This is a genomic window from Caldisericum sp., assembly GCF_049967455.1.
Classification (GTDB): Bacteria; Caldisericota; Caldisericia; order Caldisericales; family Caldisericaceae; genus Caldisericum; species Caldisericum exile_A.
The window spans coordinates 86595-106978 of record NZ_JBMFSR010000003.1 but is presented as its reverse complement, the minus strand read 5'-3'; the positions used below and the strand labels follow the sequence as shown (position 1 = coordinate 106978).

At 33.2% G+C, this 20384-nt stretch carries 22 protein-coding genes; 15 read left to right on the top strand and 7 right to left on the bottom strand.

What is annotated here, in order from left to right; genetic code table 11:
- The first annotated feature begins 6 nt into the window (after positions 1 to 6).
- Positions 7 to 1281 carry an SLC13 family permease gene (locus ACP5SP_RS02255; RefSeq protein ID WP_424586729.1) on the top strand — a complete coding sequence of 425 codons (1275 nt, stop codon included), beginning with the start codon at positions 7 to 9 and terminating at the stop codon, positions 1279 to 1281.
- Positions 1282 to 1315: 34 nt separating this feature from the next.
- Here the strand turns inward: ACP5SP_RS02255 and ACP5SP_RS02250 are convergent, their stop codons facing one another.
- From ACP5SP_RS02250 to tilS, 5 genes are read right to left on the bottom strand one after another with little or no spacing between them, the layout of a single operon-like run.
- The gene (locus ACP5SP_RS02250) at positions 1316 to 2404 is read right to left on the bottom strand and encodes a DUF362 domain-containing protein (protein ID WP_424586728.1); all 1089 of its coding nucleotides are present in this window, start codon (positions 2402 to 2404) and stop codon (positions 1316 to 1318) included.
- A complete protein-coding gene (locus ACP5SP_RS02245) occupies positions 2391 to 3107 on the bottom strand; it encodes an endonuclease III domain-containing protein (protein WP_416084647.1) in 717 nt (238 codons plus the stop codon). The genes ACP5SP_RS02250 and ACP5SP_RS02245 overlap by 14 nt, the downstream gene beginning before the upstream one ends.
- A complete protein-coding gene (gene ftsH / locus ACP5SP_RS02240) occupies positions 3043 to 4914 on the bottom strand; it encodes an ATP-dependent zinc metalloprotease FtsH (protein ID WP_428075960.1) in 1872 nt (623 codons plus the stop codon). The genes ACP5SP_RS02245 and ftsH overlap by 65 nt, the downstream gene beginning before the upstream one ends.
- A 7-nt stretch (positions 4915 to 4921) precedes the next feature.
- On the bottom strand, positions 4922 to 5464 hold the full coding sequence (hpt, locus tag ACP5SP_RS02235; protein ID WP_416084645.1) for a hypoxanthine phosphoribosyltransferase: 543 nt from the start codon (positions 5462 to 5464) through the stop codon (positions 4922 to 4924).
- Between the two features lie 12 nt (positions 5465 to 5476).
- Positions 5477 to 6841 carry a tRNA lysidine(34) synthetase TilS gene (gene tilS, locus ACP5SP_RS02230; RefSeq protein ID WP_416084644.1) on the bottom strand — a complete coding sequence of 455 codons (1365 nt, stop codon included), beginning with the start codon at positions 6839 to 6841 and terminating at the stop codon, positions 5477 to 5479.
- Positions 6842 to 6976: 135 nt separating this feature from the next.
- On the opposite strand from tilS, the gene ACP5SP_RS02225 reads away from it, so the two are divergent.
- The 11 genes from ACP5SP_RS02225 to ACP5SP_RS02175 are packed head-to-tail and all read left to right on the top strand — an operon-like array spanning position 6977 to position 16335.
- A complete protein-coding gene (locus ACP5SP_RS02225) occupies positions 6977 to 7603 on the top strand; it encodes a cyclodeaminase/cyclohydrolase family protein (RefSeq protein ID WP_428066346.1) in 627 nt (208 codons plus the stop codon).
- A gap of 5 nt (positions 7604 to 7608) precedes the next feature.
- Entirely contained in the window at positions 7609 to 9072 is a 1464-nt protein-coding gene (gene rho / locus ACP5SP_RS02220; protein WP_416084642.1) for a transcription termination factor Rho, read from the top strand.
- Positions 9062 to 9643: a thymidine kinase gene (locus tag ACP5SP_RS02215; RefSeq protein WP_416084641.1), complete on the top strand. Its 582-nt coding sequence runs from the start codon at positions 9062 to 9064 to the stop codon at positions 9641 to 9643. Before rho ends, ACP5SP_RS02215 begins: the two co-directional genes overlap by 11 nt.
- Entirely contained in the window at positions 9636 to 10709 is a 1074-nt protein-coding gene (prfA, locus tag ACP5SP_RS02210; protein ID WP_428066343.1) for a peptide chain release factor 1, read from the top strand. Before ACP5SP_RS02215 ends, prfA begins: the two co-directional genes overlap by 8 nt.
- 17 nt (positions 10710 to 10726) lie before the next feature.
- Entirely contained in the window at positions 10727 to 11521 is a 795-nt protein-coding gene (gene prmC / locus ACP5SP_RS02205; RefSeq protein WP_416084639.1) for a peptide chain release factor N(5)-glutamine methyltransferase, read from the top strand.
- Between the two features lie 2 nt (positions 11522 to 11523).
- Positions 11524 to 12099: an L-threonylcarbamoyladenylate synthase gene (locus ACP5SP_RS02200; protein WP_416084638.1), complete on the top strand. Its 576-nt coding sequence runs from the start codon at positions 11524 to 11526 to the stop codon at positions 12097 to 12099.
- Positions 12096 to 12605 (top strand): peptide deformylase, encoded by a 510-nt coding sequence (gene def, locus ACP5SP_RS02195; protein ID WP_416084637.1) that lies wholly within the window; start codon positions 12096 to 12098, stop codon positions 12603 to 12605. Before ACP5SP_RS02200 ends, def begins: the two co-directional genes overlap by 4 nt.
- Positions 12602 to 13513, top strand: coding sequence for a methionyl-tRNA formyltransferase (gene fmt, locus ACP5SP_RS02190; RefSeq protein ID WP_428066340.1), 912 nt, complete (start codon positions 12602 to 12604; stop codon positions 13511 to 13513). The genes def and fmt overlap by 4 nt, the downstream gene beginning before the upstream one ends.
- Positions 13510 to 14295: an electron transfer flavoprotein subunit beta/FixA family protein gene (locus ACP5SP_RS02185; protein WP_424586724.1), complete on the top strand. Its 786-nt coding sequence runs from the start codon at positions 13510 to 13512 to the stop codon at positions 14293 to 14295. Before fmt ends, ACP5SP_RS02185 begins: the two co-directional genes overlap by 4 nt.
- Entirely contained in the window at positions 14273 to 15130 is an 858-nt protein-coding gene (locus ACP5SP_RS02180) for an electron transfer flavoprotein subunit alpha/FixB family protein (RefSeq protein WP_424586723.1), read from the top strand. The genes ACP5SP_RS02185 and ACP5SP_RS02180 overlap by 23 nt, the downstream gene beginning before the upstream one ends.
- Complete coding sequence (locus ACP5SP_RS02175; protein WP_424586722.1) at positions 15112 to 16335, top strand: molybdopterin molybdotransferase MoeA; 1224 nt, start codon at positions 15112 to 15114, stop codon at positions 16333 to 16335. Before ACP5SP_RS02180 ends, ACP5SP_RS02175 begins: the two co-directional genes overlap by 19 nt.
- Positions 16336 to 16341: 6 nt before the next feature.
- On the opposite strand, the gene ACP5SP_RS02170 is transcribed toward ACP5SP_RS02175, so the two are convergent.
- Positions 16342 to 16989 (bottom strand): bacterio-opsin activator, encoded by a 648-nt coding sequence (locus tag ACP5SP_RS02170; RefSeq protein ID WP_424586721.1) that lies wholly within the window; start codon positions 16987 to 16989, stop codon positions 16342 to 16344.
- A complete protein-coding gene (locus ACP5SP_RS02165) occupies positions 16986 to 17888 on the bottom strand; it encodes a KaiC domain-containing protein (RefSeq protein ID WP_416084631.1) in 903 nt (300 codons plus the stop codon). The genes ACP5SP_RS02170 and ACP5SP_RS02165 overlap by 4 nt, the downstream gene beginning before the upstream one ends.
- Positions 17889 to 18282: 394 nt before the next feature.
- On the opposite strand from ACP5SP_RS02165, the gene rpsB reads away from it, so the two are divergent.
- The 3 genes from rpsB to pyrH are packed head-to-tail and all read left to right on the top strand — an operon-like array spanning position 18283 to position 20383.
- The gene (gene rpsB / locus ACP5SP_RS02160; protein ID WP_416084587.1) at positions 18283 to 19059 is read left to right on the top strand and encodes a 30S ribosomal protein S2; all 777 of its coding nucleotides are present in this window, start codon (positions 18283 to 18285) and stop codon (positions 19057 to 19059) included.
- 20 nt (positions 19060 to 19079) lie between these two features.
- Entirely contained in the window at positions 19080 to 19667 is a 588-nt protein-coding gene (gene tsf / locus ACP5SP_RS02155) for a translation elongation factor Ts (protein ID WP_416084588.1), read from the top strand.
- A 2-nt stretch (positions 19668 to 19669) separates the two neighbouring features.
- Complete coding sequence (pyrH, locus tag ACP5SP_RS02150) at positions 19670 to 20383, top strand: UMP kinase (RefSeq protein ID WP_424596508.1); 714 nt, start codon at positions 19670 to 19672, stop codon at positions 20381 to 20383.
- Position 20384 lies beyond the last annotated feature (1 nt).

Here is a 20384-nt window from a genome sequence, read left to right as displayed (position 1 = left end):
GTAAACATGAATCCACAAGCTCTAACTTCTTCATTAATTTTTATTTTAGTTTATGCTTTAATAATCGCAGACTTATTGCCAAGGTCGATAACAACATTGAGTGGAGCTGTTTTGTTATTTATTTTAGGTATCATAAAAGATACGCAGGTAGTATCATTGATAAATTGGGAAGCCATGGGGCTTATCTTGGGTATGTTTATTCTCGTTAGAATCCTTGTTGAAAGTGGCTTCTTTGATTTTTTGGGCTCATATGTTGTAAAATTTTCAAAAGGGAAACCTTCAATAATTTTCATTGGATTGGCTGTAGTTACTGGAGTTCTTGCTGCTTTTATGGATAGTATTACCGTGATGCTTTTTATGGCTTCACTTAGTATTCAAATTGCTAAACAACTTGATGCAAATCCTGTTCCTTTTGTTTTGTCCCAAGTAGCAGCATCAAATTTGGGCGGTTCGGCAACACTTATGGGAAACCCACCAAATATTATTCTTGGAACAGGTTTAGGTATTTCCCTTGAACAGTATGTGATTTACTTAGCACCATTAGTGATAATTCTTCTTTTCTTAAACGCATATCTATTCTATTTTGTAAATAAAAATGAATTTGCAAAAGCAAAAAAATTAAGTGAAAGTTATGTAATGTCAATAAAACCTTTTGAGCATATAAAAGACTCATACATGTTTTATTCTGGCATTTTTAGTTTTTTGCTTACAGTTCTATTTCTCATTATCCATGATAAGATTGGGATAAGCGTAGGACATGTGGGAATTATTGGCGCCACTATTGGATTGATACTAAATGCTCGCCAATTAGGAAATATTTGGGAAAAGATAGATTGGGAAGTAATTGTGTTTTTCGCAACACTATTCATAATTATCGGGGCTCTTGAGGTGACGGGAGTTATTCAGTCAATTGCAAACCTAATAATTATTTTTGCAAAGGGAAGTTCATTTATCACTAAGAACATCCTACTTTGGACTTCAAGTATTTTATCAGCTTTTATTGACAATGTTCCATTTGCTGCTTCTATGGTTCCTTTGATAAGATCGCTTGCGGGTAAAGTGCCCGTAACTATAATAAGTATGGGTCTTATAACTACTTTTGGAACTGATGTAGGAGGCTCGATGACTCCAATAGGTGCTTCGCCTAATGTAGTTGGCCTTTCTATTCTCAAAAACGCTGGAATTGAAGTCAGTTGGGGCGAATATATAAAGAGAGTTGCTCCTATAACATTGCTTGAAATAATAATTTCTGACTTAGTATTTATTCTACTCTACCATTAGAATAGTAAGAAGGATTTTATTAATTGATAAAACATTAGACATCAAAAGCACTTGGCGCAAGTTCCACGCAAAAGTTACATTTAATGCATTTTGATTTATTTATTGAGTATTGAGAATTTTTATTTTCGATTGCTCCGGTTGGACAGAAAATACTTATGGATTCAATCTCTTTATCCTGATTTATTAATTGAGGATGTATTTTCTTATCAAAGTATTTTTTAAACTTCAACTTTTTTGTAAGTTCTTTTCTAAGCTTTATAAAATCTTCTCCATCTATTACTACTTCTTTCAAAAGACCATGCCCTAAGTCATATATTGAACCTAACTTATTTGATTCAATGTCGGAAGAACGAAAACCTATAAGAACTGAAATGACAGAATCCAAAGAGAGAAGATCATTAGATGAAAAGAGTACTCCAAAGTTATCGTCGTCAGTTTTAGTTAGATCACCAACTATACCATCAACTAAACCAAATAAAATTGAATTTTTTATTACGCCATAAACATCAAGCAATGCGTCGGTAAATTTCAAAGAGAGTGCTTTTAGAAATATTTCAGATCTCACGTTTGTTGGGACCATATATAGCAAAGAGTTTATAAATCCACCGATTTTGTTAATAGGGGAATCTTTTAGTTTTATTACTGGAATTATGTAATCACTTGATGCTATTGATTCTGGAATAAATATTTTTTTAAGAGTTCTCACCTTGAAAATGTCTGAGTTTTCAAAAGCTTTTTCTGTTTGATATTGTGATGGAGAGAGAACTTGATATCCAAAAAAATGTTGGCTCTTTTTACTTTTTAAGTCAACTCCAAATTCTTCATACGGTTCATTTCTAAAATCATGCAAAATGAAACCCTGTTTTTCAATTTCAGATATCAAATTTTTTTGCATTTTCGTCATTACTGAAGTTCCAAATTCAATAGACTTTGCACCGTTAGATTTTAGGAGATTGAACAATGTTTTTAATATTAGCAAATTAGGCGTTGAATAATCAAAAAATATCAAAATTTTTTTGTCTTGGACTTCTTTTAAATTTACCCAATCTAAAACCTCAGTCAATTTTTCCTTTAATAAATCTTCGTCGTATGAGACCTGATCTACAATTCTAACTATACTCATTTTTAACTCCTTTCTTAAGGCAATCTTTATTTAAAGGACAATTGTTACAATTTGGCTTATTTTTGCAGAAATTCTTTCCTAACTCAACAATAAGAGCGTGCATTTCTTTAAATGTTTGTAAGGTAATGTTAATATCCTTATTTTTTAGGGAGCTTTCAAACAAATCTCTTACCTTGTCATAAGAAATATCTTCATCAAGTATGCCAAAACGCATACCAAATCGCTTCGTGTAGTTATCTACTACAAATATTGGCTTATTAAGTGCATAAAGAATTATTGAATCTGCAGTTTCTTTTCCAATGCCTTTTACGCTCAATAATTCTTCTCTTAAAGAAAAAATATCCTTATCTTTCAATTTATCGAGGTCAAAATTATAATTCTTGAAGAACTCCAAAAAATTTTTCAGTCTTTGTGCCTTTAATCTGTAAAAACCAGTTTCTCTTATCAGTTCTGCAAGCTTTTCTATCGGAAGGCTAAAAAGTGCTTTAGGGTCTAAAAGGCCATTCTTTTTTAATCTTGTAATTGCCTTTTCAACATTTTTCCAAGAAGTTTGGTGTGTTAAAATGGATCCAACAATCACTTCGAATGGCGTTTCTGCAGGCCACCAATTTTGTCTTCCAAAATATTCAACGAGTAAGTTAAATGTTTTCGAAATTAACTTCTGTCTCTTTTTTAACCCTTGAGAGGTAACTTCTAAGCTCATCACCCTGGAGTGTCTCTTTTTGCTTAAGAACATCAACTATTTCAAAGATAAGTTCTTTATTTATTTCAATCACTTTCTTTGCCTTATTATAAGCTAATTCTACAAATCTTTTTACCTCTGCATCAATGAGATCAGCAGTTTTTTCACTGTAATTTCTTTGCTCTCCCAATTCTTTTCCAAGGAAAATGAGCTCCTCTTGCTTACCAAAAGTAATTGGACCAAGCTTTTCTGACATGCCATAAGCTCTAACCATTTTTCTTGCAATATCCGTAGCTCGCTCAAGATCATTTGCAGCCCCCGTTGAAACTTCACCTATAAATATTTCTTCCGCAGCTCGTCCGCCAAGAAGTGCAGCAATTTTATTAATAAGTTCGCTCTTTTTCTGAAGATATTTATCTTTTTCAGGTAACTGAACATTATAACCAAGAGCTAAGCCTCTTGAAACGATGGAGATTCTATGAACTACATCACCAGAAGGGAGAGCGGTAGTGACAACTGCATGACCTGTTTCATGGAAGCATACAATTTTTTTCTCTTCTTCAGAAAGGACAAGTGACTTTTTCTCTGGACCTGCAATAATTTTGTCTATTGCTTCTTCAATCTCTTTTTGGGTTATTTTTTCTTGCCCCTTTCTAACAGCAATTAATGCTGCTTCATTTAATAGATTCTCAAGATCTGCTCCAGTAAAGCCTGCAGTCTGCTGTGCAATTGCGGTAAGGTTTACATCCTCTGCTAAAGGTTTTCCTCTTGCATGAAGCTTTAATATTTCTTCTCTTTCTTTAGTATCTGGGAGACCAACAACAATTCTTCTGTCAAATCGTCCTGGTCTTAGTAATGCTGGATCAAGTATATCGGGTCTATTTGTTGCAGCAATAACAATAATTCCAGTATGCGGATCGAAACCATCCATTTCTACAAGAAGTTGGTTTAATGTTTGTTCTCTTTCATCATGTCCACCACCAATTCCTGCGCCCCTGTATCTTCCAACTGCATCAATTTCATCTATGAAAACAATGCATGGTGCATATTTTCTTGCTTGATCAAACAGATCTCTTACACGTGAGGCTCCAACTCCAACAAACATCTCTACAAATTCTGAACCAGATACAGAGAAAAAGGGAACATCTGCTTCTCCTGCGATTGCTTTGGCTATTAATGTTTTTCCACAACCGGGAGGACCAACTAACAAAACTCCTTTAGGTATTTTGGCTCCGTATTTGGTGAATTTACGAGGATTTTTAAGAAACTCAATAATCTCTTTAACTTCTTCTTTTACTTCATCTGCTCCTGCAACATCTTTAAATGTTATTTGTGGCTTGTTTTCTAAAAAGAGTTTTGCCTTACTCTTTCCAAAACTAAATGCTTGATTTGAAGAGGATGAAGCACCACCAAGCATTCTTTGCATTAAAAACCACCAAAGAGCTATCATAATGACCCATGGCACAATATTCCAGAGGATATTAACAAATGTGGAACTTGTCTGTTGAACGTCGTATGTTGTCCCGGACTTTTTTAGCTCATCTTCAAGAACAGTTGAATATGGTAATGTTTTTGCTTGTACTTGCCTTCCATCTTTTAAGGTGCCAACAACCATTGTCATTACATTATCCTGTGTTTTTATTACAACATTAGTAAATTCTTTTTGCTCAACATAGTTTAAAAATTGCGAAAATGGAATAGTTTCAACTGTAGTATTATTACCACTAAATAAAAATTTAGAAGCAAAGAATAAAACAATAATTAGAAGTATCCATCCAATTGCTTCTCTTATCATTGTTTTTTTTAAATTATCATTTTTTGGTGCCATTAATTCATTAACCTCCCTTATAAACTCTTTCTTTTAAAATGCCTATGTAAGGTAAATTCCTATATTTTTCTTCATAATCAAGACCATATCCCACCACAAAACTATTTGGAATTCTAAAACCATAGTAATCAACTTTGACATTTATAATCCTTCTTTCAACTTTATCCAACAGGGTGCAAATTTTGATGCTTTTAGGTTTTCTTGTTTTAAGTAATCTTGTCACAGCATCCATAGTTAAGCCAGTGTCAACTATATCCTCAATAATCAAAACATGTCTATCTTCGATTGGAGTATCTAAATCTTTAAGTATTTTAACTTGTCCACTTGATTCAGTTTTCCCGCTATAACTTGAAATTGCCATGAAATCAACTGATATGGGGATATCAACTTCTCTTACCAGGTCTGCAAGAAACACAAATGCTCCTCTTAAAATACAAACAAAAAGAGGAAATTTGTCCTTATAATCTTTAGAAATTTCCTTTCCTAACTCTTTTACTCTGTTTTTTATCTCTTCTTGAGATACTAAGATTTTTTCAATATCTTCATGCATACTGCAATTATATCATAAATTTTCCTTAATTAAAACCGCTCTAAGACAAAGTGCTTTTTTTGTATCTTTCTCAATACGAGCTCTTGTGCTTCTTCTTAAGCCACAAACCCATAGAATTTTATCATCATTATCAACTACAATTGGTATTTTGTATCTAATGTCTCGTCTTATCTTTAAGTCAACGAATAGATCTTGCAATTTCTTTTTTCCATTTTCAATTTCTATAGTATCTCCCTCTTTTCTAAATCTAACAAAAATCGGGAATTTTAGTGCGCTAAAATCGAAAATAGCAATGTTTTTATCATTTAGATTAAATCCATCTAATCCTTTGTCAATATCTACAATTTCTGTAATTACTTTAAGCCCGGCTTCAGGTATTAAAGTTTCTCCAGGTACTTCCAAAATGTAAGATTTGTCAATTGTAAATGGAAAAGCACGTTCAAAATAAAATGAATCTTTTGTTTTTGAAATGTAGAGGTCCTTTCCGATATTCATCCTTTTTTTATTACTATTAAGAAATTCTATTACCATATTGATGCGTTCAAAGTTAGCATTTTCTTCTAAAAGCTTTTTTAATATTCTTCTCTTTATTGACAAATGAAGAGCCTTGAAAAGTGCAATTGAATACTCATTCTCACTCTTTTTAATGCCTTTCAGTTCTATTTTATTTATTTTTTCAAGAATATTATTATCGTAAAACATAATATCTGAAACATTAAAGATGTGATCTACAAAATTTTTGTATGAAGACATTATTAAAGGAATAATCTGATATCTTAATCTGTTCCTTTCATAGCTAAGGTTATAGTTTGTTAGATCTACAACGTATGGTATATTTTCATTTCTTGCATAAGTTTCGATTTCTTCACGCTTTACTTCAATTAACGGTCTTATCAAATCCCCATCTTTATTTAACATACTCGTTAACCCGCTTAGCCCAGATCCTTTAAATAGATGCATAAGAAATGTCTCTACAAAGTCGTTTTTATTGTGTGCAAGTGCAATTTTACTAAAGCCATTTTTGTCTTTTACTTCTCTTAAAAAATTAAACCTTTGACTTCTTGCAACATCCTCAAGGTTTTGTTTTGTTTCCAAATGCAATTCAAGAGCATTACCCTTTCCGTAGAAGAATGGGACATTCAATTTTTTGGAAAATTCTTCAACTATTTTTATTTCTTCCGCACTTTCTCTTCTTATTCCATGATCAAATGTAGCAACGCCTATTTCAATTTCAAGGATGTTTCGTAGTTTATGAAGAATATAAAGCATAGTCATTGAGTCAATTCCACCAGAAACCGCAAGTAGAATTTTCTCTCTTCTTCTAATTAATTCATACTTTTTTATAGTGTTTAATACCTTCTCTAAAATTTCTTCCATCACAATATTTTATTAAAATCTCTAATATTTTTAAATCTTGTTTTAGTTCTTGACTAAAATCAAAATTGTAATATTATATATTGGTACTTAGGTGAGCTAAATTTATTTTTCTTTTACACTCAAGCGAGGTGGTTTATGTTTTCTGATTTACCCTTAAAAGAATTTATTGAAGAGTTATCATCTTCTAACCCTACTCCTGGTGGTGGGGCTGCATCTGCTATTGTAGGAGCGTTTGGATTTGCACTTGTAAGTATGGTATTATCAATTCGACAAAAGAAAAATCCAGATGCTGAAACAGAATTACTCATCAAAGATGCAAAAGAAAAATTAAATCTTCTTATTGAGCTTTCTTCAAAAGATGCAAACGCTTTTGATCATTTTATGGAAGCTTTGGAACTTCCAAAAGAATCAGAGGAACAAAAGGAAATAAGAAAAAGGAAAATCCAGGAAGCACTTAAAGAGTCAACAATTGTGCCGTTTGAAGTTATCAATGTCCTATATGAAGGAAGTAAAATGTTAAATAAAGTAAAGGAATTATGTCCAAAATCTGCGATTTCTGACTTATATACAGCAATAGGTTTTTTTGAGGCTTCATTTGAAGGTGCAAAATCGAATGTATTAATAAATTTACAATCTGTAAAGGATGAGAAATTTGTCTTAGATATTAATTCTAAACTTTCGGTTATAGAGAGTGAGCTTAAAAGTCGCTTCTATACATTGAAGGATGAAATTTATAGCACTTTAAAGATTAAGGAGGCATAATCTAAATGGATGAAATATTAAATTTATCTGAAAGCGATTTAAATGCAATGACTGCAAGGGAGCTTTACAAAATTTCTCAAATTGTAAAATTAAAGAATTATTCTCATTATAGAAAAGATGAACTTGTTAAAGAATTGTATAGGCTAATTCAGTCTTTAAAGCAGTCTTCTAATAACAAAAAAGAAACTTTAAGAGAACCAGCAAAAGAATCTTCTGTGAAAACTAAAAATACACCAAATGAGTCTCACGAGCAAAGAACAAAAGAAGAAAAAGTCGAACAAAAAGAAAGTCTTCAAGATTTACTTGATACCTCCAAAGGGACAGCTGAGACGGCTTATGTAAAGGTTGAAAATGAACCTCAACTTTATTTTAAAGGACTTTTTGAGGCACACCCCGACGGATATGGATTCTTAAGAGCAAATTATTTTCCATCATTCACTGACATTTATGTTTCTCCTCCATTGATCCGTAAGTTTGGATTAAGAACGGGTGATGTTGTATCTGGTCCTGTCCAAAGACCACAAAAAGAAGGTGAAAGATATCCTGCTCTTGTTAATGTTGATACTATAAATGGAATTAAAGTTTCAGGATATTTAAAACGCCCTATATTTGAGAACTTAACCCCGTATTATCCTACAGAGAGGGTCGTTCTTGAAACTCCTGGTTGTAATATTGCATTAAGAGTTATTGATCTTATCGCACCTCTTGGAAAGGGACAAAGAGGATTGATTGTTTCTGCTCCAAAAGCTGGTAAAACAACTCTTATGAAAGAAATAGCTAAAAGTGTTGTGAAAAATCATCCAGAAATTTATCTTATGATTCTTCTCATCGATGAACGTCCTGAAGAGGTTACCGATATGAAGAATTCTGTTGCAGCAGAAGTTGTTAGTTCTACGTTTGATCAGCCACCCGAAAATCATATTAGAGTTGTTGAGTTAGCACTCGAAAAGGCAAAACGACTTGTTGAAATTGGAAAAGATGTAATGATTCTACTTGATGGTATTACAAGACTTACACGTGCTTATAACCTTCTCAGTTCAACAAGTGGAAAAACCCTTTCTGGTGGTCTTGATCCTGCTGCAATTAGAGGACCTAAAAAGTTCTTAGGTGCAGCAAGAAGTATTTTAAACGGTGGTAGTCTTACAATACTTGCAACTGCATTAATTGATACAGGCTCAAAATTAGACCAAGTTATTTACGAGGAATTCAAAGGGACTGGAAATATGGAAATTGTCCTTGATAGAGAGCTTGCAGAAGAAAGAATATTTCCGGCGATTGATATTAAGAAGTCTGGCACAAGAAGAGAAGAACTTTTGTATAGCGAGGATGAATACAAAAGAATTTTGACTTTAAGAAAGTTTATAAGTTCCCTTGAGCCTGGAGAAGCTCTTGAAAGACTTATAGAAATGTTAAAGCAGACAAGAACAAACGAAGAACTTTTAAGGAGTATAGTGCCAGATGAAAGGTAAAATTGGAAAAATTGAAGTAGTAACTGGTTGTATGTTTTCTGGAAAAAGTGAAGAATTGATAAGAAGAGTAAAAAGAGCAAAGATTGCAAAACAGAAAGTTCAGGTTTTTAAGCCAGCCATAGATACAAGATATTCGGTTGTTGAAGTCGTTTCTCATGCAGGCGAGAAAGTTGAAGCAATCCCAGTTTCATCAACAAAAGAACTTTTAGAAAAAGTCGATGAAGATACAGCGGTTATCGGAATAGACGAAGCTCAATTTTTTGATAACGAAATTGTAGATGCCTTAAGAAAGCTTTCAAGGCTTGGCAAAAGAATAATTGTTGCAGGTCTTGATATGGATTTTAGGGGAGAACCTTTTGGACCAATGCCTTTTATAATGGCAATTGCAGATGAAGTGTTGAAGCTTCATGCAATTTGTACCGTATGTGGCGAGGATGCAACTATGACTCAAAGACTTATAAATGGAGAGCCTGCAAACTATAATGATCCAGTAATAATGATTGGAGCAAGTGAATCATATGAAGCACGGTGTAAATTGCATCATTATGTAAAGGGTGGTAAGAATGATTGATCGACTTGAAAAAACTGTCGAAAGATATAATGAACTTTCAAGATTGCTCTCCGATTCATCTGTAATTTCAAATCCTGATTTATTTAAAAGATATTCAATAGAATACAAGGAACTCGAGCCAATAGTAAATCTATATTTGAATTATAAAAGAGTTGAGTCTGAAATAAAAGATGTTTTGGATCTTCTTAATACTGGGGATCCTGAACTTCAAGAATTGTCAGAAGCCGAACTGGAACATTTGGAACAGGAAAAAGAGAGAATTTTAAAAGAACTTAAAATTCTTTTGATTCCAAAGGATCCATACGAGGGTAAAAATATAATTATGGAAATACGTGCTGGAGTTGGCGGAGAAGAAGCAGCACTCTTTGCAAAAGATCTTTATAAAATGTATCTTGGATATGCGGATAAAATGGGTTTTAAAGTCGAAGTTCTGGACTCCCATGAAACTGACCTTGGAGGATTTAAGGAAATTATTTTTTCTATTTCGGGAAAAGATGTGTATAAACATCTAAAGTATGAAAGCGGAGTACATAGGGTACAGCGTGTGCCAGAAACAGAAGCTTCAGGAAGAATTCATACTTCTACTGCAACAGTTGCGGTTTTACCTGAAGCAGAGGAAGTTGATGTTCAAATCAACCCTGATGATTTGAGAATTGATGTATTCCACGCGAGTGGACATGGTGGACAGAATGTTCAAAAAGTTGCAACAGCTATTAGAATCATTCATAAACCTACTGGTATAATGGTTACATGCCAAGATGAACGCTCTCAACTTCAAAATAAAATCAAGGCAATGAGAATTTTAAGGGCAAGACTCCTTGATCTTTATGAACAGCAAAAGGAACAAGAAATAATAAGTGCAAGACGTGCTCAGATAGGTAGGGGCAATAGAAACGAAAGAATTAGAACATATAATTTTCCCCAGGGGAGAGTAACTGATCATAGAATAAATCTTTCTCTTTATAATCTTCCCGAGATTATGGAAGGAAATTTAGACGAACTTATTAACGCTCTTATGGAGAATGAAAGAGCACAACTTCTTGAAGAATACTTTGGAAAGTCATGACAGTAAAAGAGGCTTTTTTGGAGTCAATACGGGCTCTAAAAGGTATAAGTGATGAATATTACCTTGAGAGCTTAATTTTGTTATCTTATATATTGAATACAAGTAAAGAAAAGGTTTATCTTAAAGAAAGCGAAAGTTTAAATGAAAGTCAGATTGAGCTGTTTAAAACTTCCCTTGAAAAATTAAAGAATAAATACCCTCTGCCATATCTAATAAAACGTAAGGAGTTTATGGGTCTTGATTTCTATGTTGATGAAGGCGTATTAATTCCTCGACCTGAAACAGAAACTCTTGTAGAACTTGCAATCGAGTATGGATGTAAAATGGAAAATTTTTTAGACATTGGTTGTGGTTCTGGCGTAATTGTTCTTTCTATTTTGTACTACTGTAAGAGTCTTAAGGGACATGCGATTGATATCTCAAGTGATGCGATAAAGATAACAAAATTAAATGCCGGACGTCTAAAGGTATCTGACAGACTTGAATTAACCTTGGGTGATTTTAGAGATTTTAATTTAGATATTAAATTTGACTTTATAGTATCCAATCCTCCTTACGTCAGAAAAAGCAATCTAAAAAATCTTTTCTATGAGCCGTTGATTGCCCTTGACGGTGGCGATGATGGTTTTGAGATTTACCCTGATTTGATTAAAAAATCAGTACGTTTACTTAAGAATGATGGTTTTGTAATCTTTGAGATTGATCCATCTATAAGGGATAAGGTTCTAATTGAAATGAGAAAATATTTCAAAAAAGTTACCATAATCAAAGATTTGGCACAGTTCGATAGATTTGTTATCGGGAGGTTTTGACAATGAAAAGACAATATGAAGAAGCTCTCAAACATCTCAATAATCATGGAGTTATAGCATTTAAAACTGACACAGTTATGGGGCTTGGTGTTAATGGACTCGATAATATTGCAGTGAAGAATTTGTTTGATATTAAAGGTAGATCTTATGATAAGCCCTTATATCTTCTTGCTTATTCCATTGAGCAAATATATGATTATGTATATGGTGTGACTGAAGAAGCACTCAGCTTAATGGAAAAACACTTTCCTGGGGCGCTTGCAATTATTCTGAGATCCCAAAAGAAACTCTACACAAAGCCCAATGAAAAGGGGGAAACTTTGGGTGTAAGAATCCCTAATTATCCTGACTTATTGGATTTTTTAGCATTTATTAAACTTCCAATTTTGAATACTAGCGCTAACATTTCAAATTCGCCACCTTTACTTACGAAAGAGAGTGTTATTCAAACATTTGATGACAAAGTACTGTATATTGAATTTGAACATGATATAGAGATGCTCGAATTGCCTTCTACCGTTGTTGACCTAACTTCTGGAAAACCTACTATAATAAGAAAAGGAGCAGTTGAAATATGAGGATATATACATATGGACACCCGATTTTAAGAAAGAAGGCAAAAAAATTAACAAAAGTAGATAGAGAAATTGAGAAGATTATTAATGATATGTTTAAGACTATGCAACTTAATACACCCAAAGGTATTGGACTTGCAGCAACTCAAGTTGGGGTTACTTACTCCTTTTTTGTATATGAATTAGAAGACGATAGAGGGGTTGTTATAAACCCAGAAATTCTAGAAAAAAGGAAAGAAACAGAAAATGAAGAAGAAGGTTGTCTCTCAGTTCCAGGTATATATGGAATTGTGGAGCGACCCAAGGAAATCGTTGTTAGGTATTTAGATCTTGACGGGAAAGTCCATGAAGAGATATTAAGTGGCTTAAAGGGAAGAGTTTTTCAGCACGAGATAGATCATCTCAATGGAATAATTTTTACAGATTATATCGATAGTATTGATAAGTTGGAAGTTGATGAAGGGTACGAAATACCAAAAGAACTTATCAAAAGATACATGGAGAAATGAGAATTGTTTTTTTTAGTGGATCTGAGATTTCTATTCCTTTTGCTAGAGCTTTAATTGAGGACATTGTTTTATTTGTTACGCTTCCACCAAAAATAAGAGGAAGAGGAAATAAAATATCTCCGAATCCTATAAAAGTATTTGCAGAAGAGCATGGAAAGGCTACAGTAGAATTAGATAATTTTTCAGATGGAACTGTAAATAAAATAGCATCTTATAATCCTGATGCACTTTTAGTTTTTTCTTTCGGAAAAATTTTACCAAAGTCGATCCTCGATTTGACAAAATGTCCCCTAAATATTCATCCTTCGGATCTTCCACAATATAGAGGTGCAAGTCCTATCGAAAGACAACTTATGGATGGAGTTAGTCGATCTGCAGTTACTATAATAAGAATGAATGAGGAGATCGATAAAGGAGAAATAATTCTCAAAAAACACTTTGATGTTTCAGTATATGATGATTATTATTCTTTTCTAAAAAAAGTTTATGATATTGGCATCCCTCTTGTGAAAGAAGCTCTTGTGTGTTGTCTTAGTTCAACGTGTGTCAAAATTCCTCAGGAAGGAGAAGGGAGTTATGCAAAAAAGATACGCAAAGAAGAAGAAAAAATAGATTGGAGTAATGATGCATTCAGTATACACAATAAAGTTAGGGCACTCACAAGGATTGGTGCTTATACAATTTTTAGAGGGAAAAAATTGAAAATTTTCAAAACAGACTTTATAATTGATTTTTATACTAGCTTCTTACCTGGTACAATAGTTGACGTTAAAAATGACTACTTTCTTGTTTCAAGTGGAAAGGGTTGTCTTAAGATTATCTCAGTTCAGCCAGAAGGAAAAAAAATAATGGATTCAAAAGATTTTATAAATGGATACAAACCAAAAGTTTCAGAGGTGCTATTATGAAAATCATTGTTCTCGTAAAAGTTGTTCCGAAAAAAGTAGAATTTGATAAGGATAAAAAGAGATTGAAAAGATCTCAAGAAAGTATGATAAATCCGAGTGATTATTTTGCTTTAGGAGCTGCAATAGAGCTAAAAAATAAGTTTGGGTTTAACGTTCACGCGGTTAGTATGGCTCCACCAAACTCAAAAGATTTATTGGTTAAACTCTACGATTACGGAGTAGACCAAATATTTTTACTATCTGATAGTTTGTTTGCAAATTCTGATGTATTTGCAACTTCAAACGTATTAACAAATTTTATTAATAAATTTGATAGTAATTATGACTACATATTTGCTGGAAATTTTTCTTCCGATGGTCTCACAGGAGTTCTTCCTGGAGAAATTGCTTCTAAGCTTTCAATTTTCTATTTTTCAAATGTAGTAGCAGTAGATTACCAAGAAAATCATCTAATAATTGAAAAAGCAAACATTAATCAAATAATTCGATTTAGGATTGAAAAAAAGGCTTTGTTGAGTTTCTCTGATAAGGGTATGTTTAAAGCACTACCAAACTTGTATTATGCATTTGAGTCAAAAGAAAAAACAATTGAAATATTATCAAACGATACTTTAAAACTTTCTACGCTCGATGTAGGTACTGAAGGATCAAAAACAAGCATAAAAGATATATTTGAAATAAAATTAGATATTCAAAATGATCTGATAAAAGAGAACGGCAGTAAGGTTATTACTGAGATCCTTTTGAAAGAGGTGTTAAATGAAAGCATTGGTGATTTATGAAAACAATTTACCTAATATAAAATTGTTAGCTTGTAACTTTGATAGTATAAAAGTTGCGAGCTTTAAAAAAGATAACGCCGCAGATTATCTACCTTCTAATCCCATTAAGTTTAGCCATGAAGGTTTTGATTTTATTTCTAAGATCAAAGATATAAAAGATTACGATGTAATATTTTTTTCTAACGAAGTTTTGTCCAAAGAAGTTGCATCGCTGTATGCAGGAAAAAATGGGCTTGGTGTTATATCACATGTAAGTGAAATCAAGGTTCACAAAGACAATTCCCTATCTTTTATAGTTTATGGATGGGGAAATCTTGCAGTTGAAATAATGTCTAAAACAAAACCAACAGTTTGTATCTTACATAGCAGTACTTCTAAAGACAAATATAATCCTTTAACAATAGATTTAATTGAGGTTTCAAATGATGAGTCGTTGAATTTAATTGAAACACGTTATCAAAACATTGATGACAAAATAAAAACTAAAATTGCTATTGGTATTGGTCTTGGGGTATCAAAAGACTTATTTGAAAAAATATTCTTCATCGCAGAAAAACTTGGTGCTGAAATAGTTTGCACTCGTCCTGTTTCAGACATGGGCTATCTTCCTTATGAAAAAGTTATTGGAGATACAGGAAAGGAGATCGAAACTGATTTTTATATTGCTTTAGGTATTTCAGGATCGATTCAACATTTAAGCGGAGTCCAAGCAAAAACGATCATTGCTGTGAATTCAGATCCAAATGCTCCTATATTTGCAAAGGCACAAATTAAAATAAATGATAGCGTAGAAAGAGTTATTGAGGGATTATTCCAATGGGCGAAAAGTTTCTAACTGTTTATTCTCCCGATGAAGTAATTGAAAAAATTTTGAATCTTTTTATTATTAATAAGAAAAATCTTTCTATTCCTGTTGAGAATTCTTATGGATATTATGCTGCAAACGATGTTTATTCTCAAATTGACTTACCACCTTTTAGAAAATCTCTTGTTGATGGTTTTGCAGTAAACTCTAAAGATGTCAAGGGTGCAAGTTTTGAAAACCCTGTTTTTTTGAAAAATTTAGGGGAAATAAAAATTGGTACTAAACCTGAGATATTAATTTCCAATGGAACTACGTGTTATGTGCCGACAGGAGGGGTAGTACCTGAGGGAGCTGATGCAGTTGTAATGGTTGAAGATAGTGAAGTTAAGGGTGATACAGTTTTTATTTTTAAAGATATTCAGTCAACACAAAATATGTTTGAGGAAGGAAGCGAACTTAAAAAAGGCTCAGTCATTTTAAGAAAAGGAGAAAGAGTTGATGAAAGGATTATTGGGCTTTTAAATTTTGTAGGTGTTCGATTTGTTGATGTTCTTTCACCCATAAAAATAGGCATAATTTCAACAGGAGATGAAATAAGCGATGAATATCCACTACCTTTCGGAAAAATATTCGACTATAACGGGATAACATTAAAATATTTAATCTTGAAAGATGGCTTTTCTCCTTCATTTTATGGTGTGATTAAGGATAATGCTATAAATATTAAGTATGCTTTAAGTATTGCATTACAAGAAAATGATCTTGTAATAATGACAGGAGGAACAAGTAAGGGTAATTTTGACTTAACTGTTGATACCATTAATTCGCTTGGAAAACCAGGAGTTATTGTTCATGGATTAAATGTATCTCCGGGAAAGCCTACAATATTTGGTGTAGTTAATGGTAAATTGATAGTTGGTCTTTCTGGAAATCCTCTAGCATCCTTTATGATATACTCAACTGTTATAAGAAAAATGATTTTTGAAAAACTTGGTATCAGATTGCCTCTGAAGAAAGTTATTGGTAAGCTTTCAACTCAAATAAGTTCAAGAAAAGGAAGAACCGAATTTGTTCTGGGAAGATTAAGAATAGAAAATAGTGATAATATAATAGATCCATTGCTATCTGATTCCTCTTTTACTTTCATTCTAAGTGATTCACACGGATATTTCAAGGTGCCACAGGAAAAAGAAGGACTGTTAGCAAACGAACTCGTGGAGTTTTTTCTTTGGTAGGGATTTTTATTCTTTCATTTTCAAATGTTCTTTAATCTCTTTTATCAGTTGGGCCGGTGTGTTTATAGGATACTGTAAATGTGGCAATATTTCAATCAATTTTACCTCCTTAAATGTTATATCTTTCAATTTTTCCTGTAATATTTCGTAAGTATTAATTGGGAAATTCAATCCTTTTATTCTCTTTAAAACCATATATGCCCAGGGAATTTCTAAAGCCTTCATCATGTCTTCAAGTACAATTGAACTGAAGTTAACAATGACTTTTGCATCCTCCCCACCTTTTACAAGTTTATAGGCTAACTTTGCGATTCCTCCTGCCGTGTGAGTTTTGAGATCTTTTGTTTCTTCTTTTGTTAGCTCTTCAATTTTTTGAATTTTCTCAAGTGCCAGTCCTGGATCTGCCCTTATTATGCTTCGTACAGTGTTTTTTGTTATTCCCACCTTTTGTGCAATCTCTTCTTCAGAACGTAAATACTCTTCCTTCAAAACAACTGTAAGAGTTGCTCTTGCAAGAGAGGGAAGCCAAGTTAAAGTTCTGTATTCAGCAAGTTTTACAATGCCACCTAATAGGTCAATAGCCTTTGAAAACACTCGAGCGACAAGGTCTTCAAATTCTGATTGAGGTATTTCTTTTCCTTGCACTATAATCATAATTCTTCACCTCCTCCTGAAATTGGTTCTTTAATTTTAACAAGGCCTGTTTCTGTTATTTCTAAAAAGCGTGTTTTGGTATCATGACCAGAGAGTCTACACCCATCTATCCTAAAAAGTCTTACAATATCACCTAAAGGTTTTTTGTAGATTTTTGCTTTATATTGCGAATCAATAAGATCCTTTGCAAGTACAATCGTTCCGTCAACTATATGGCCAACGGCATAACCTCCTGCCGCTTCTGCTGTTAGTTCTTCATGCCCGCTCCTTTTTTGCGACACAAAAAGTGCGGTTTGATACCAAGATTTCATAAAGTTGAACAACCTTCTTACAATAGCCCTTGCGAACATCTCTTTGCTTTCAAAAAGCCCTGTAACAGAATCGATTATTGTGAACCTTGCTTTAAAATTTTGAATAACATAAGCAAGAGTTGCTAAAAGATCAGGAATGTTTTCTCTGAGGTTGTATGAAGAAGCAGCATCAATTAAGATAATATTGTCTTCAAAATCCTTGAAATTATATCCCATTGCAGTAGCTCTAATTTGAAGTGATGCTGCAACAAAATTTGCGGGAGACTCCACAGTAATAAAAACTACCTTGGATCCTTTATTTGCCTGTTCAATTGCAAACTGCTCAACCATAAGTGATTTTCCAGTATCACTTACACCAGTAATATTCATAACTGAATATGCAGGGATTCCACCAAGAGACTTTTTTACAAGTTTACCTTTCTCTTCTCGTACAATGTAGAAAAGTTCGTCGAGTCCTTCTATTCCACTCTGAATTCCATAAATTTTTGGGGCCTTCTCAAGTGCTTGGCTACCTGTGTATATGTTTTTAAAATCAACTTTCGGCTGAGTCCCTTTTTCTTCTTCATTATAAAGATCCTTCTCTTCCATTTTTGCCTCCTAATAAATTTTAATCCTTATTTGATTTTTACAAAAGATATTTTTCTTAAAACTTAAAAATTTTTTGCAATCCATTAGAGTGCATTTAAGCAATAGTGCAATATTGCTTAAATGTAAAAAACATCATTCAATTCTCATTTAATGAAGGTTATTTATTCGTTTGTAGCAATTTTATGATTTTATTTTGGGATTATAAGTCGATTTACTATAGTAAATATAACTGATTATAATGATTTCAGCTTAAATAAAACTTGATTTTTTTCATTAAATCCTTAAAATATAATGATACAATTACACACCATCCGGATTTTCGGAAAGTGCAGCAATTCTTCTGCCTCCGAGAAGATGAAGGATGGGAGGAAAAACTATATTAGGAGGTTAAATTATGAGTGTAGTATCAATGAAGGAACTACTGGAAGCAGGTGTCCATTTTGGACATCAAACTAAGAGATGGGATCCCAGAATGAAAGAATATATTTTTACAGAAAGAAATGGGATCCATATTTTTGACCTTAGGCTTACCGTAAAAAAAATCGAAGAAGCCTATAAATTTGTAGTAGACATTACAAGACAGGGTGGAAAAATCATTTTTGTTGGAACAAAAAAGGCCGCTCAGGACATTGTTAAAGAAGAAGCAGAAAGGTGTGGAATGCCTTATGTCAATGAACGTTGGGTAGGAGGACTTTTAACCAATTTTCAAACTGTAAGAAAAAGTATTAATAGATTAAAAGAACTTGAAAAACTCGAGACAGAGGGCTATTTTGACACCATTTCTGTGAAGGAAAGAGTAAAACTTGAAAGAGAGCTAGCGAAACTGAGAAAGCTTTACGCCGGTTTAAAGGACATGGTTACATTGCCATGGGCTATTTTTGTAACCGATACTCATAAAGAGAGAAGTGCAATATTAGAAGCAAGAAAAATCAAAATTCCAATTATCGGTATATGTGATACAAACTCTAATCCTGAGGAAATAGATTATCCTATTCCTGGAAATGACGATGCTATTCGCTCTCTTAGGCTTATCACTTCGATAATTGCAAATGCAGTTATTGAGGGAAGAGAAGGAAAAATTGAAAGAGAAGAAACACAAGAGGAAGTTACTGAAGAAGAACTCCTTACTAAGGAGTTTGATTTTGAAGAGTATGAAGATTACAAAAAATAATAGAAAAGAGGTGATTTTATATGGGTTTAGATTTAATTAAAGAATTACGTGCAAGAACAGGCGCAGGTATTTCAGACTGTAAAAAAGCTTTAGAAGAAGCAAATGGCGATATTGAGAAGGCAATAGATATTTTAAGAGAAAAGGGAATTGCAAAAGCAGTTAAGAAAGCCGGCCGTGTAACAAACGAAGGCGTCGTTGCTGCATATATACACCCTGGAAGTCAGCTTGGAGTATTAGTTGAAGTAAATTGTGAAACGGACTTTGTTGCAAGAACTGACGAATTTAAAAAATTAGCAGATGAAATAGCTCTTCAAATTGCAGCCTCTTCACCTGATTATATTTCTCGTGAAGACGTACCTGCCGAAGTAATTGAAAAGGAAAAGGAAATTTATAGAAAGCAGCTAGAGGAAGAAGGAAAACCTGCAAATGTTATAGAAAGAATCATAGAGGGAAAAATTGAGACTTTTTATAAGGAACGTTGCCTGCTTGAGCAGCCATATCTAAGAGACGAAAATCTAACAATTGAACAATTAATTAAAGAACATATTTCAAAGTTTGGTGAAAATATAACTGTAAGAAGGTTTGCTCGTTTCAAGGTAGGTGAATAAATTTGCCACAGTATAGAAGAATTATTCTAAAATTGAGTGGCGAGGCTTTGGCAGATGTAGATGGCGTAGGTATTAGTAAAAACACATTGGAAGAACTTGCCGAACAAGTTGCGTACTTACATAATCAAGGAATAGAAATAGGTATTGTAATTGGTGGCGGAAATATTCTAAGGGGTACTGAGGCTGAAAAATTAGGAATAGACCGAGCAACTGGCGATTATATGGGAATGCTTGCAACAATTATTAATGCACTTGCTCTTCAAAATGCATTATTGCAAAGAGAACTTGATGCAAGGGTGATGTCGAGCTTTACTATACCAGAAGTTGCAGAACCTTATATTCTTGCAAAAGCGCTTTCTCACTTTTCCAAAAGAAGAGTAATTATTTTTGGGGGAGGTACAGGACTCCCCTTTTTTAGCACGGATACCACTGCAGCACTTCGAGCTCTTGAATTAAAAGCAGATGCAATTTTCAAAGCAACTAAAGTAGATGCGGTTTACTCAGATGATCCAATAAAAAATATGAACGCTGTAAAATACGAAACAATAACTTACACCGAATTTCTTTTAAAGAATCTAAAAGTAATGGACGCAACTGCTGTATCTCTGTGCAGGGATTTTAAACTGCCGATAGTTATTTTTAGTATAAAAGGTAAAGATACACTGATTAAAGCGGTAATTGAAGGAAAAGTAGGAACTGTAATAAAGGAGGGATAGA